We start from the raw sequence: 13,992 nt of genomic DNA, 5'->3' as shown, positions 1-13,992 counted from the left end.
GGGGGATCTCAAAATGCATCAAGTGCAGCGGACTGCTCAATGCGTTCCGGTTCAACAGCCCACCTTGCCCATCTCAGATTACTTGCGCCGACCAGGCCTGCGCAGCATCTCACAAGCCTTGCAGGCCTTGATCAGCATTAATGCGGGATTGGGCTCGGCATTCGTTGGCTACCCAATGAGCACATGTCGTTCTCGGATTGGATGCGTTTATCCACCGTTCGGTGCTCGAAATCTCTGCACCCCGGCTTGGTCGAGAAAGCGCCCCAACTTCCCCTCCATCCAAAGATGGTGTAAGTGCGCCAGGGCCTCACCCATGGCAAAAGTCATCTGATGGGTATCCAGCTTGCGTTGAAACAGAATCGGCAAAGTATCTGCAGCGCTCAAGGCACGATCATGGGCTGCTTGCAAGATCTCCGAGAGCCGTTCCCGGTGGTGGTCTTGCAATTGGGCAATGCGTGTGGCCAAGCCTATAAACGGCTTGCCATGCGATGGGAGCACTAATGTGCTTTCCGGCAGATCCAGATACCGCAACAGCGAAGTCAAGAACAACTGCAGTGGATTGGCTTCGGGCTCGCTGGCATGGACGCTGACATTGGTCGAGATGCGCGGTAGCACCATGTCACCGCTGATCAAGGTGGTCAACTCAGCACAAAACAGCGCCATGTGCTCGGGCGCGTGTCCATAGCCGCTGATGCAACGCCAGGCTCGGCCCCCGATGTCCAGCGTGTCTCCATCCATGATTCGGCGAAAGCGGGGTGGCAGTGCGGGCACGAGGGTCGGGAAATACGATGCGCGCCCACGTACATGGGCTAAAAAGGACGGGTCTTGCGCACCGTGCAGCGCGTAAAAGTCCGCCCCCGCTTCTCCGCCAAGCCCTTGCGGGTCATAGACAGCGACCCGAGCCACGTTGTAGTCGGTGGCACTGATCCACAAGCGTACATCCCATCGCTCGCACAGCCAATGGGCCAAGCCGATATGGTCTGGATGCATGTGGGTCACGATGACGCGCAAGATAGGCAAGCCACCCAGGCAGTCCACAAAAATCTGCTCCCACTGCGCACGGGTCGCAGCACTGTCGATGCAGCAGTCCACCACGGTCCACCCGTCCAGCATGACACCGCCAGCGCCTAGTTGTCGGTCGCGCAGCAGCCACAGATTGATGTGATCCAGTGCGAAGGGAAGACCCATGCGAATCCAGTGGACTCCCGGCGCGATCTCGATGGAGCCGCCCTCGGAAGGGAGCGCGTCGCCCAGCGGGTAGTGGATCTGGTGTTCGAGTGGGTTCATGGCGAAGGTGCGATGGGTTAGCATTGACGTTAACGTAAACGTCATGCATTCGATGCATTGTAGGGAGCTGCCGCCACCGGGCTGTCTCCTGCGCGAAACCGATACTGCTGTGTGCAGCACCCACCATGGCCAATACTTACACCATCAGCGACCTTGCCAAAGAGTTCGATCTCACCACCCGGGCGATCCGTTTTTATGAAGACATGGGCTTGCTGCAGCCTGAGCGCACTGGATCTGCCGGACGCAACCGCGTGTACAGCGCACGCGACCGCACCCGGCTCCGCCTGACGCTGCGGGCCAAGCGCCTGGGCCTGTCACTGACGGAAGCCAAGGAGATCATTGACCTTTATGACAGCCCCCGTGATACGGGCGTTCAGCTGCGCAAATTCCTCGACGTGTTGGTGGTCCATCGCAAGCAGCTCGAAGAGCAGATGGCCGATTTGCAGGCCAACCTGGAAGAGGTGCGCGAGCACGAAGAAGAGGCGCGCTCGCTGCTGGCCAAGGTAGAAAAGCAAAATTGATTCATAATTGACGTTTACGTAAACGTAAATCAGGAGACTGTTGTGAGCACGCCCCCTTTTGAGCCGCGTTGCGCTGACTTTGCCGACCGCGTGCGCGACAGTTTTGCGCGCCAGGGAGCCATGCAGACCCTTGGCGCCTCGCTGGGCCTTGTGGCGCCAGGTGCCGTGGACATCAAACTCCCTTGGGCGGTCGGGCTGACCCAGCAGCACGGATTTCTCCATGCGGGCATGGTGGCCACAGCGCTGGATTCGGCGTGTGGATATGCCGGTTTCACCCTGATGGCGGCTGACGCTGCCGTCCTCACCATCGAGTTCAAGATCAATTTGCTGGCCCCCGCCAAGGGCGAGCGATTTCGCATGGAAGGGCGGGTGCTGAAGCCCGGCCGCACCATCACCGTGTGCGAAGGCCGCGCTTTCGCCATCGACGGCAGCCAAGAAAAACTCATCGCCACCATGGGGTGCACCCTCATGGCGGTCACAGGACGCGACAACATCCAGGGCTGAATCCGGCCCATTTCCCTACCTTTTACGAGGAGACATTCCCCATGAGCATTCCCGCCAACCTTCCCGGCCTGAACTTCCAACTGGGCGAGGACATCGACGCCCTGCGCGACGCCGTGCGCGACTTCGCACAGGCTGAGATCGCCCCCCGCGCGGCGGAGATTGACCGCAATGACCAGTTCCCCATGGACCTGTGGCGCAAGATGGGCGACTTGGGCGTACTCGGCATCACGGTGCCCGAGCAATATGGCGGCGCCGCCATGGGCTACCTCGCCCACATGGTGGCCATGGAAGAAATCTCCCGCGCCAGTGCCTCGGTGGGCTTGTCTTATGGCGCCCACAGCAACCTGTGCGTGAACCAGATCAACCGCAACGGCAGCGAGGCACAAAAAGCCAAGTACCTGCCCAAGCTCATCAGCGGCGAACACGTGGGCGCGCTGGCCATGAGCGAACCCGGCGCGGGCTCCGACGTGATCAGCATGAAGCTCAAGGCCGAGGACAAGGGTGGCTACTACCTGCTCAATGGCAGCAAGATGTGGATCACCAACGGCCCTGATGCAGACACCCTGGTGGTGTATGCCAAGACCGAGCCTGAACTGGGCGCGCGCGGCGTGACCGCCTTCCTGATCGAGAAGGGAATGAAGGGCTTCTCGATCGCGCAGAAGCTCGACAAGCTGGGCATGCGCGGCAGCCATACGGGCGAGTTGGTGTTCCAGGACGTCGAGGTGCCCGCAGAGAACGTGCTCGGTGGCCTGAACCAGGGCGCGAAGGTGCTCATGAGTGGCCTGGACTACGAACGTGCGGTGCTGACCGGTGGCCCGCTGGGCATCATGCAGTCCGTGATGGACAACGTGATCCCTTACATTCACGACCGCAAGCAGTTCGGCCAGAGCATTGGCGAGTTCCAGCTCATCCAGGGCAAGGTGGCCGACATGTACACCGTGCTGCAGGCGGGGCGATCGTTTGCCTACACCGTGGCCAAGAACCTCGATATGCTCGGCACCGACCATGTGCGCCAAGTGCGCAAGGATTGCGCCAGCGTGATCCTCTGGTGTGCCGAGAAAGCCACCTGGATGGCGGGCGAAGGCGTGCAGATTTATGGTGGCAACGGCTACATCAACGAATACCCGCTGGGCCGCCTCTGGCGCGATGCCAAGCTGTATGAGATTGGTGCGGGCACGAGCGAAATTCGTCGCATGCTGATCGGCCGTGAGCTGTTTGCTGAAACCTGCTGAGCTTCTATCTAATCATTGAGACCCAAGGACAACATGCCCTCCTCCATCGAAGACCTGTTTGTTCACAACCGCGCCTGGGCGGCCCAGATGGAGCGCGAGCGGCCCGGCTTCTTCACCAGCCTGCTGGCGCAGCAAAAGCCCAAGTACATGTGGATCGGTTGCTCCGACAGCCGGGTGCCTGCCAACCAGATCACCGGCCTGGAGCCCGGTGAAGTGTTTGTGCACCGCAATGTGGCCAACGTTGTGGTGCCTACCGACCTGAACTGCCTGTCGACTATCCAGTACGCGGTGGATCAGTTGCACATCGAGCACCTGATGGTGGTGGGGCACTACGGCTGTGGTGGCGTGCTGGCGGCGTTGGAAGGTACGCGCGTCGGCTTGGCCGACAACTGGATCCGGCATGTGCAGGATGTGCGCGACCGCCACCGTGACCTGATTGCCGCCACCGCCCCAGAGTGGCGCCATGACGTGTTGTGCGAACTCAATGCCATCGAGCAGGTCGTCAACATTGCCCAGACCACGGTGATGCTCGACGCCTGGGGCCGGGGCCAGAAGGTTACGCTGCACGGCTGGTGCTATGGGCTCAAGGATGGTCTCATCAACAACCTGCACATGTCCGTGGGTAGTACGGAAGGCCTGGACTCGCTGTACAAGGCCGCGATCGCCGGTGTGGCTGCCGTCAAAAGGCAATAGCCAACCACCGCATTCCCGCAACGGCTGAGCACCCGCCATGTTCCCGCAACGGCTTGACGCTCCCCAGGCCTATGGCATTGCCAAGGCCATGATGGACGGCTTCAACCGGCACTACCGGTTGTTCCGCACCGAGTCCGCGCGGGCCAAGCACCGCTTTGAAACCGGCGACTGGCACGGCCAGCAGCGGGCCCAGCGCGAGCGTATCGAGTTCTACGACCTGCGCGTGAAAGAGTGTGTGCGCAGGTTAGAGAAAGAGTTCGAGGCGGGTGCACAGCCCATGGACGTGTGGCACCAGGTCAAGCTGCACTACATCGGCCTCTTGGTCAACCACCACCAGCCCGAACTGGCCGAGACCTTTTTCAACTCGGTCACCACCAAGATCCTGCACCGCACGCATTTCCACAACGACTTCATCTTTGTGCGGCCTGCGGTCAGTACCGAATACATCGAAAACGAAGAGCCCGCAGCGCGCCCCACCTACCGCGCCTATTACCCGTCGCGAGACACGCTGGGCGAGACCTTCCAGGTCATCATCGAGAACTTCCAGCTGCAGCGTGAATTTGCGGACTTGGGCCGAGACACCGCCTGCGTGGTGGGCGCCATGCGCGGCCGGCTCGACAAAGTGAGGCTGCGCGCCAACTTCCAGATCCAGGTGCTCACCAGCCTGTTCTTTCGCAACAAAGGCGCCTATGTCGTGGGCAAGATCATCAACGGCTTCAACGAAGTGCCGTTTGCGCTGCCCATCCTGCACGACGACAACGGCAGGCTGTTTATCGACGCGGCCCTGTTTGGCGAAGATGACATGCAGATGCTGTTCAGCTTCGCACGCGCCTACTTCATGGTCGACATGGAGGTGCCCAGCGCCTACGTGCAGTTCCTGCGCAGCCTCATGCCGCGCAAGCCGCGGGCCGAGATCTACAACGCCCTGGGCCTGGCCAAGCAGGGCAAGACGCTGTTCTACCGCGACTTTCTGTACCACCTGAAGCACTCCAGCGACCAGTTCCGCATCGCGCCCGGCATCAAGGGCATGGTGATGCTGGTGTTCGACCTGCCGAGCTTCCCGTTCGTGTTCAAGCTCATCAAGGACTACTTCCCGCATCAGAAGGAAACCACGCGCGAGCAGGTCAAGGCCAAGTACCTGCTGGTCAAGCAGCACGACCGTGTGGGCCGCATGGCCGACACGCTCGAATACAGCGAGGTGGCCTTTCCGCGCAGCCGGTTCGACGATGCCCTCATTGCCGAGATCGAGAAGTTCGCCCCCAGCCAGCTCGAAATCAGCGACCGCGACGGCGACGGCCAGACGGAGGTGATCATCAAGCACCTGTATATCGAGCGGCGCATGATCCCGCTCAACATCTACCTGCAGGAAGCCTTCGACACCGGCCTGTCAGACCCGCGCGCGCGCCAGCAGATGGAGCACAGCGTCATCGAATACGGCAACGCCATCAAGGACCTCGTGGCCGCCAACATCTTCCCGGGCGACATGCTCTGGAAGAACTTTGGCGTCACGCGCAACGGCAAGGTTGTGTTCTACGACTACGACGAGATCGAATACCTCACCGACTGCAACTTCCGCCGCGTGCCCACGCCGCGCAATGAAGAAGAGGAAATGAGCGGCGAGGTCTGGTACAGCGTCGGCCCGCGCGATGTGTTCCCTGAAACCTTCGGCCCCTTCCTGCTCGGCAACGATGCCGTGCGCGAGGTGTTCATGCAGCACCACGCCGATCTGCTCGACGCTGCCTTCTGGCAGTCGCACCAGGAACGCATCCGGGCGGGCCACATGTTTGACGTCTTTCCCTACGACACAGACCGGCGCTTTGCGCATGGCTCAGCAGTCCGGTAGCCCCCAGCATTCACCCCTCCCCAACATTTCATCCGAACCATTTCACAGGAGACCATCACCATGTCTGCATCCACCCAAGACCCCATCGTCATCGTCGGCGCCGCACGCACCCCCATGGGCTCGCTGCAGGGCGACTTTTCCAGCCTGGCCGCGCACGACCTGGGCGGCGCCGCCATCAAGGCCGCCATCGAGCGTGCCGGTGTGTCGCCTGACGCCGTGGGCGAAGTGCTGTTCGGCAACTGCCTGATGGCTGGGCAGGGCCAGGCACCCGCGCGCCAGGCGGCGTTCAAGGGCGGCCTGCCCAAGGGCGCTGGCGCCGTCACGCTCAGCAAGATGTGCGGATCGGGCATGAAGGCCGCGATGATGGCGCATGACATGCTGCTGGCCGACACGCACGACGTCATGGTGGCAGGCGGCATGGAGAGCATGACCAACGCTCCCTACCTGCTGCAAAAAGGCCGGGGCGGCTACCGACTGGGCCATGACCGCATCTTTGATCACATGATGCTCGACGGCCTGGAAGACGCTTACGAAGCGGGCCGCAGCATGGGCACCTTTGGCGAAGACTGCGCCGCCAAGTACCAGTTCACCCGCGAGCAGCAGGACGCGTTTGCCACCGCCAGCGTGCAGCGCGCCAAGGCGGCCACCGAGTCCGGCGCTTTCGCGGCCGAGATCGTGCCCGTCACCGTCAAGACCCGCGCGGGCGAGACCGTGGTGTCGGTGGACGAAGGCCCCGGCAAGGTCAAGCTCGAAAAAATCGCCACACTCAAGCCCGCCTTCAAGAAGGACGGCACCATCACCGCCGCGTCCAGCTCCAGCATCAACGATGGCGCCGCCGCGCTGGTGATGATGCGCGAATCCACCGCGAAGAAGTTGGGTTGCAAGCCCCTGGCCCGCATCGTGAGCCACGCCACGCATGCGCAAGAGCCCGAGTGGTTCGCCACTGCCCCGTTGGGGGCCACGCAGAAGGCGCTGGCCAAGGCCGGCTGGCAGGTTGGCGATGTGCAGCTGTGGGAGATCAATGAAGCCTTCGCGGTGGTGCCCATGGCGCTGATGAAAGAACTCGACCTGCCCCACGACAAGGTCAATGTGAACGGCGGCGCCTGCGCTTTCGGCCACCCCATCGGCGCCAGCGGTGCACGCATCATGGTGACGCTGATGTACGCGCTCAAGGCGCGCGGCCTGACCAAGGGCCTGGCCACGCTGTGCATCGGCGGCGGCGAGGCCACGGCCGTGGCGCTCGAACTGGTCTGACGATGGAGAGGGGTGGGATGATTCCCATCTCTTCACAAGGACCGCGATGACCGCACCATCTCCCGAGATCACCACCTTCTGGCGTGAATTTGTCGATGCCCAGGCATCGCTCCAGGCCCAGCCTCTGCGCGAGCGGGTCGAGTCGGCCAACGTGCTCATCGAGCGTCACCTGAGCGGCCTGGCGCTGGAGATGTCTGGCGGCGACAGCGATGCGGTGGTGGATCTCATCGTCACCGCCCACGGCGGCATCGACAACTTTCCGTTGCTGATGGAGGTGGTGGCTGCCGCACCCGCGCTGCAGAACTACCGGTTGCGCGCGTTTCGGGAGCGCACCACGCAGCCCGACTTTCCCATCGGCATGGAGGGCTTTGAGCTGTCCACATCGGAGGTGCTGGTCGCCTGCGGACAGGACGATGGCCAGGCCGCGCTGGAGATCCGCTTTGGCCGCGAGATCCCCAGCGACTACCAGGACCACGCGCGCAACATGGCGTTCATCATGCTCGACCATGTTCTGGGCGAATACGACTTCGCCGTCAAGGTGGGCGCGGTGGATTTTGTGGAGGAAGCCTCTGACCCGCTGGCACCCTGGGTGCCCCTGAGCCAGTTTGTGCCGGTGTTCGACCGCTATTGGGTGGACACCCTGGGCCGCACCAGCGACTTCCCTGCGGGCGAGCACGACTGGTCGGGCATGACCTTGTCGTTTGGCGGGCAGGACGATGAGGATGGCAGCGGTGACGAGGCGGAAGACAAGGCCATTGTCATGGTCAACCGCAGTGCCAACCCCGTGGCCATGCGCGCCGATCTGGCCTACGCGCTGACCCTGGACCTGGCCGTGGGCAACCGCGATCAGCTGGCCGCCGTGCAAGACCTGCAGGACCAGGCAGCCACGCTGCTCGCGCTGCCGCAGCTGGGCATCATGGCCTACACACTGACCCGCGCGGGGCGCCGCAAGGCCGTGTATTACGTGGGCGACAAGCAGCTGGCCATGCAGACGCTCGCACCTTTGCTGCTGCGCGATGAGGCCGAATCACTGGAGCTGACCTTCGCGTTTGATCCCGCATGGTCAGGCTATTTCGAGTTTGCCGTGCATTGCCCGTGAACTCTTTCAACCCCTTGCAGGCCACACCATGATCGAAACGCTCGAACAATTGCGCACCCTGTACGCAGCCCCCGGCGAGCGGGCCCTGCGCAAGCAACAACCGCAGCTGGATGGGCACTGCCAGCGCTTCATTGCCCTGTCGCCGTTCTGCGTGGTGGCCAGTGGTGGCGCCCATGGTGCGCTGCTCGATGCCTCGCCGCGCGGCGGTGCGCCGGGCTTTGTGAAGTCACCCGATCCCCACACCCTGCTGCTGCCCGATGCGGGCGGCAACAACCGGCTCGACACCCTGACCAACCTGCTGAGTGACCCGCGCATCGGCCTGCTGTTCATGATCCCGGGTGTGGATGAAACCCTGCGGGTGAATGGCACCGCACGCCTGCGCGACGAAGCGCTGTATACCGACTTCTTCACGGCCGAGCGCCAGCGCCCAAAGATAGTGATCGAAGTGCGCGTCGCCGAGGCCTACCTGCACTGCTCCAAGGCCTTCATGCGCTCGCGGCTGTGGTCCGCAGATGCGCAGGTGGATCGCGCGCAACTGCCCACCATGGGCCAGATGATTCACGACCAGATGGGCCTTGCGACCGAGCCCGAGTCGCAAGTGGCGATGCTGCAGCGCTACCGCGCCCAACTGGCGCAAGAGCAGCAACTCGGCGACGCTTGAGGGGATTGATGTTGAATACTTCTGTTTTGATAGCTTTCAGCGCTTGATGGATAAGTGCTAGAGCCCAATTTCATTCAAATTCCCTCTATGAAATCCATATTGGTCATCGGCGCATCGCGTGGCATTGGGCTGGAGCTCGTGCGCCAATACACCGAGGCGGGCCGCCGCGTCATCGCTACTGTGCGCGACGATGCGGGCCGCGAGCGGGTACAGGCCCTGGGCGCCCAGGTGTTGACCGTGGACGTGGCCAACCCTGCCAGCGTCAGCGGGCTGGCCTGGCAACTGGACTGCGAAAAGATCGAGACCGCCTGGTATGTGGCCGGTGTCATCCGCCGCCCCAATGCGCTCACGCCGCCCACCCAGCAGGACTTCGATGCCGTGATGCACACCAACGTGCTGGGCGCCATGCAGACACTGCCGCAGGTTGCGCCCCTGGTGGCCGACGCGCAGGGTGTGTTCGCATTTCTGTCCTCGTCCATGTCGCAGATTGGCAGCGTTCCCAACAGCGGCTCCTGGCTGTACCGCACCAGCAAGGCAGCGCTGAACATGGCCATCGCATCCGCCCAACACGACTACCCGGACGCCACCCTCATCACCATCGACCCCGGCTGGGTGCAGACCGACATGGGCGGCGAAGGCGCTGCGCTGACCGTGCAGGACAGCGTGCGCGGCCTGCGCGCCACCGTGGCGGGCGTCACGGCCGCCGACAAAGGCCGCCTGCTGCACCACGACGGGCGCCGCGCCACGCACTGGTAGCCTGGCGGCTATCAGGCTGCCGGATCGATGCAAGATTTGGACTGGCGCCCGGTGGAGTGGATCCGCAAAATTGCGTGGCGCTGGCTGCCTGAAAACGGCTTCCTGCGCGGGCTGGCGAAAGAGAGGGCCAGCTCCATGCAACCCAACCGGGAGTCCAAAAAATGTGTAATTGTCTTGCTACCCCGGCGGCGCTTGCGCCGTCCCGCCGCCGCCTTCTGGGCGGTGCCGCAGCCTTGGCTGCCTTGGCCTCCAGCGCCCGCGTGCTGGCTGCTGACACCCCTTTGCCCGACAACCGAATTGGCCCCGACGCAGCGCTTGCGCGGCTGGTGCAGGGCAATGCCCGCTACGTGGCGGGCCGTTCCACGCAGCGCGACTTTTCGGTGGGCCGGGTGGCGCGCACCACCGGGCAGCGGCCCTTTGCGGCCATCCTGAGCTGCGCGGATTCGCGCATTGCACCCGAGCTGGCGTTTGACCAGGGGCCCGGCGATCTGTTCGTGGTGCGGCTGGCGGGCAACTTCCTGAACGACGATGCGCTGGCCAGCATGGAATATGCGATCGAGGTTCTGCAGGTGCCGCTCATCCTCGTGCTCGGGCACAGCAACTGCGGCGCTGTTTCCGCCACCATCAAGGTGGTGCAGGAAGGCACCCAGCTGCCCGGCCATCTGCCGGGGCTGGTCAACGCCATCCGCCCGGCCGTCGAGGCGGCGCAGCGCCGCCAGCCCGCCAACTTGCTGGTGGCCGCCACCGAGCAGAACGTGCGGCTCAATGTGGCCCGGTTGACCACCTCCGAACCCCTCCTGGCCGGGCGCATGGCCAGCGGCGCCATCCGCGCCGTGGGGGGCGTGTACGAGCTGTCCAGCGGCAAGGTCTCGCTGGTCTAGCCCCCGGGTACGCAGGAGCACGTAGTCCGCCCGCCCTTAGCGGGCGCGCCCGCAGACGCGGGCAAAATTGCATGTTGACTCGCCGGTAGGTGCCTGGACATCCAGAGCCTGCCGGCGCCGAACGATCCCAAGGAGACAACATGCTGCTGACCCAAGACCAGGAAATGATCCGCGACGCGGTGCGCGACTTTGCGCAAGAACAGTTGTGGCCCCACGCCGCGCGCTGGGACAAGGAACACCACTTCCCCAAAGAGGCGCACCAGGGCCTGGCTGCACTGGGTGCCTACGGCATCTGCGTGCCCGAAGAGTTCGGCGGTGCCAACCTGGACTACGTGACGCTGGCGCTGGTGCTGGAAGAAATCGCCGCCGGTGATGGTGGCACCAGCACGGCTATCAGCGTGACCAACTGCCCCGTCAACGCCATCCTCATGCGTTATGGCAATGCACAGCAAAAGCGCGACTGGCTCACGCCGCTGGCGCGCGGCGAAATGCTGGGCGCCTTCTGCCTGACCGAGCCGCATGTGGGTTCCGACGCCTCCGCACTGCGCACCACCGCCGTAAGGCAGGGCGACGAATATGTGATCAACGGCGTCAAGCAGTTCATCACCAGTGGCAAGAACGGCCATGTGGCCATCGTCATCGCCGTGACCGACAAGGGCGCGGGCAAGAAGGGCATGAGCGCCTTCCTCGTGCCCACCAACAACCCCGGCTACGTGGTCGCGCGGCTGGAAGACAAGCTGGGCCAGCACAGCAGCGACACGGCGCAGATCAACTTCGACAACTGCCGCATCCCGGCCGAGAACCTCATCGGCACCGAGGGCGAGGGCTACAAGATCGCCCTGGGCGCGCTCGAAGGCGGGCGCATCGGCATTGCCGCGCAGAGCGTTGGCATGGCGCGCAGCGCGTTTGATGCGGCGCTGGCGTATTCGAAGGAGCGCGAGAGCTTTGGCACCGCCATCTTCAACCACCAGGCCGTTGGCTTTCGCCTGGCCGACTGCGCCACGCAGATCGAAGCCGCGCGCCAGCTCATCTGGCACGCCGCCGCGCTGCGCGACGCAGGCCGCCCGTGCCTGAAGGAAGCCGCCATGGCCAAGCTGTTTGCCAGCGAAATGGCCGAGCGCGTGTGCAGCGCCGCCATCCAGACGCTGGGCGGCTACGGCGTGGTGAACGACTTCCCGGTGGAGCGCATCTACCGCGACGTGCGTGTGTGCCAGATCTACGAAGGCACGAGCGACGTGCAGAAGATCATCATCCAGCGCGCGCTGGCCTGAGCCTGCTGGGCGCCATTGTCGGCGCCGCGACTGCTGCCTCCGTGCGGTGGTGACGGTTGCGCTGTGAGTGGGGCCGCAGCAGATGCGCTCTCAGCCATGCCCTGGTCGCTGCCCGACGTACTCCCAAGCGCTGCCACGCGCCGGCGTCAACATGCAACCCTCCCAAAGTAGGGGGTGTTTGCTGCGGGAAGATGCCAACATCGGCCCGATGAACTCCGAACGCGTGCTCTCCTGGGACACCCTGGCACCCGCCGCCCAGCTGCAGTTGTTGGGCAACAGCTTCATGCGGGTGCGCGACGGCTGCACTGTGATGCCGCTGCTGGGGCTGCCGGGCTTGGCCTGGCTGTATTCGCTGGGCTTGTGGCCCCCTGGCATCACGCTGTGGTGGGGGGCGTCGTTGTTGCTGGTGGGGGCTGTGTGGGGCGTCTGGGGCCTGTGGCAGCGGGCCCTGAAGCAGCGCGACAGCCACGGTGCGGCAACGCTGCTGGCCGTTTGGTTGCCTCGTGTGCAAGCGCTGGCGGCGTTGTACGGCGCGTTGGTGATGAGTTCTGCGGCCTCCGCTGGGCCCGACACGCCCTTTGAACTGCGCGTGGTGTTCATCTGTGGCTCCACGCTGGTGGTGTCGGCGCATGCCGCGCACCAGTCGGCGGCGCTGGTGGTTTTCAAGCGGTTCTTTTTCACCAGCTACGCGGTCAGCCTGTTGTCGGTGCCCTATGTGTTTCCCGATCACTGGCCGTACCTGTTGCCCATGCATCTGGCGTTTGGCGTGTTCTTTCGCAATGCGAGCATCAGCCATCAGTTCTTTCTGAGCAATGTGGACCTGACGGAGCGGTTCCGTGCCGCCAAGGGCGAGGCCGAGCAGGCGCTGGCTGTGAAGAACCAGTTCCTCGCCACCGCCAGCCACGACCTGCGCCAGCCCGTGCATGCCGTGGGGCTGCTGGCCGAATCCATCGCGCTGCGCAACCGGGACCCGGCGCTGGATGCCACGCTGCAGAACCTGCGCCAGGGCGTGCAGTCGCTGCAATGGATGTGCAATGCGCTGCTGGACCTGTCGCGCATCGAAGCGGGGGCCGTGCAGGCAAGGCCCCAGGCGGTGGCCCTGGCGCCGCTGCTGCGCGAAGTCGCCACGCTGCTGGGGGAATCTGCGCGCACCCGGGGCCTGGTGCTGCGCCTGCGCCCGCCACCGGCCAGCGCCCGGGTGCAGGCCGACCCGATGCTGCTGCGCCAGTGCGTGGTGAACCTGGTGCACAACGCGCTGCGGTACACGCAGCGTGGCGGCGTGCTGCTGGCTGTGCGCCGCCGCGCCGGGCACTGGCAGGTGGAGGTGTGGGACACCGGCCCCGGCGTTGCCGCCGAGGAGCGCGAGCGGATCTTCTCGCCCTTCACCCGCAGTGCCTCGGCGCGCGTGGCAGACGATGCAGGCTACGGCCTGGGCCTGGCTGTGGTGGCGCGCTGCGCCGAGCTGATGGATGCGCCCCTGGGCCTGGTGTCGCGCCTGGGGCGCGGCTCGCGGTTCTGGCTGCGGCTGCCGCCTGCCACGTCCAGCGCAGTGGTCGTTGCGCCAACGCCCGCCACCGTGGCGCGCCAGGGCGGCCTGCAGGGCCGCTGCCTGGTGGTGGAGGACGACCCGCAGGTGGCCGCAGGCTGGCAGCAATTGCTGCAGGACTGGGGCGTGCAGGTGCGCTGCGCGGCCGATGGTGCCGAGGCACTGGGTTGGATGGAACAGGGCTTCACGCCGCAGGCCATCTTCTGCGACCAGCGTTTGCGCTCCGGCGAGAGTGGGTTCGCCTTGCTCCAGCGCCTGCAGGCCCTGTGCCCTGACGCCGCGCTGGCCATGGTCAGCGGTGAATGGGATTCGCCCGCGCTGCGCCAGGCGGAAGAAGAGGGCTACCTGGTGCTGCGCAAGCCGGTGGCGCCGGAACAGCTGCACGCCTTGTTGCGGCAATGGCTACCTGATTCGTCTGAAAACTATAAAAAAGATAGCTGCTAG

General features: G+C 64.3%; 13 protein-coding genes. 12 read left to right on the top strand and 1 reads right to left on the bottom strand.

Annotated elements, in window-relative coordinates:
• Positions 1–207: 207 nt before the first annotated feature.
• The gene (locus ACSQ22_RS21635; protein ID WP_436131499.1) at positions 208–1,287 is read right to left on the bottom strand and encodes an MBL fold metallo-hydrolase; all 1,080 of its coding nucleotides are present in this window, start codon (positions 1,285–1,287) and stop codon (positions 208–210) included.
• 125 nt (positions 1,288–1,412) lie between these two features.
• Between ACSQ22_RS21635 and ACSQ22_RS21630 the strand changes: the two genes are divergently transcribed.
• The 12 genes from ACSQ22_RS21630 (at position 1,413) to ACSQ22_RS21575 (ending at position 13,992) form a co-directional block, all read left to right on the top strand.
• The gene (locus ACSQ22_RS21630) at positions 1,413–1,808 is read left to right on the top strand and encodes a MerR family transcriptional regulator (RefSeq protein WP_121421270.1); all 396 of its coding nucleotides are present in this window, start codon (positions 1,413–1,415) and stop codon (positions 1,806–1,808) included.
• 42 nt (positions 1,809–1,850) lie between these two features.
• Positions 1,851–2,312 (top strand): PaaI family thioesterase, encoded by a 462-nt coding sequence (locus ACSQ22_RS21625; protein WP_228895997.1) that lies wholly within the window; start codon positions 1,851–1,853, stop codon positions 2,310–2,312.
• A gap of 41 nt (positions 2,313–2,353) precedes the next feature.
• On the top strand, positions 2,354–3,544 hold the full coding sequence (locus ACSQ22_RS21620; protein WP_055392986.1) for an isovaleryl-CoA dehydrogenase: 1,191 nt from the start codon (positions 2,354–2,356) through the stop codon (positions 3,542–3,544).
• Positions 3,545–3,577: 33 nt separating this feature from the next.
• Positions 3,578–4,237, top strand: a complete 660-nt coding sequence (gene can, locus ACSQ22_RS21615) for a carbonate dehydratase (RefSeq protein ID WP_121421267.1) — start codon at positions 3,578–3,580, stop codon at positions 4,235–4,237.
• Between the two features lie 37 nt (positions 4,238–4,274).
• A complete protein-coding gene (gene aceK, locus ACSQ22_RS21610; protein WP_121421266.1) occupies positions 4,275–6,080 on the top strand; it encodes a bifunctional isocitrate dehydrogenase kinase/phosphatase in 1,806 nt (601 codons plus the stop codon).
• 60 nt (positions 6,081–6,140) lie between these two features.
• Positions 6,141–7,334: an acetyl-CoA C-acyltransferase gene (locus tag ACSQ22_RS21605; RefSeq protein WP_436131498.1), complete on the top strand. Its 1,194-nt coding sequence runs from the start codon at positions 6,141–6,143 to the stop codon at positions 7,332–7,334.
• A 46-nt stretch (positions 7,335–7,380) separates the two neighbouring features.
• Positions 7,381–8,433: a DUF695 domain-containing protein gene (locus ACSQ22_RS21600; protein WP_436131497.1), complete on the top strand. Its 1,053-nt coding sequence runs from the start codon at positions 7,381–7,383 to the stop codon at positions 8,431–8,433.
• Between the two features lie 28 nt (positions 8,434–8,461).
• The gene (locus tag ACSQ22_RS21595) at positions 8,462–9,094 is read left to right on the top strand and encodes a pyridoxamine 5'-phosphate oxidase family protein (protein WP_176887129.1); all 633 of its coding nucleotides are present in this window, start codon (positions 8,462–8,464) and stop codon (positions 9,092–9,094) included.
• An 87-nt stretch (positions 9,095–9,181) separates the two neighbouring features.
• Positions 9,182–9,850, top strand: a complete 669-nt coding sequence (locus tag ACSQ22_RS21590; RefSeq protein WP_436131496.1) for an SDR family oxidoreductase — start codon at positions 9,182–9,184, stop codon at positions 9,848–9,850.
• A 161-nt stretch (positions 9,851–10,011) separates the two neighbouring features.
• Entirely contained in the window at positions 10,012–10,731 is a 720-nt protein-coding gene (locus tag ACSQ22_RS21585) for a carbonic anhydrase (RefSeq protein WP_436131495.1), read from the top strand.
• Positions 10,732–10,871: 140 nt separating this feature from the next.
• Positions 10,872–12,002 carry an acyl-CoA dehydrogenase family protein gene (locus ACSQ22_RS21580; protein WP_228896011.1) on the top strand — a complete coding sequence of 377 codons (1,131 nt, stop codon included), beginning with the start codon at positions 10,872–10,874 and terminating at the stop codon, positions 12,000–12,002.
• 208 nt (positions 12,003–12,210) lie between these two features.
• Positions 12,211–13,992: an ATP-binding response regulator gene (locus ACSQ22_RS21575; RefSeq protein ID WP_436131494.1), complete on the top strand. Its 1,782-nt coding sequence runs from the start codon at positions 12,211–12,213 to the stop codon at positions 13,990–13,992.

The sequence above is a fragment of the Acidovorax sp. LjRoot38 genome, assembly GCF_964252975.1.
In the GTDB taxonomy this organism is placed as follows: domain Bacteria; phylum Pseudomonadota; class Gammaproteobacteria; order Burkholderiales; family Burkholderiaceae_C; genus Acidovorax; species Acidovorax facilis.
The sequence above is the reverse complement of the archived record's forward strand: the minus strand, read 5'-3'. Positions and strand labels throughout refer to the sequence as shown.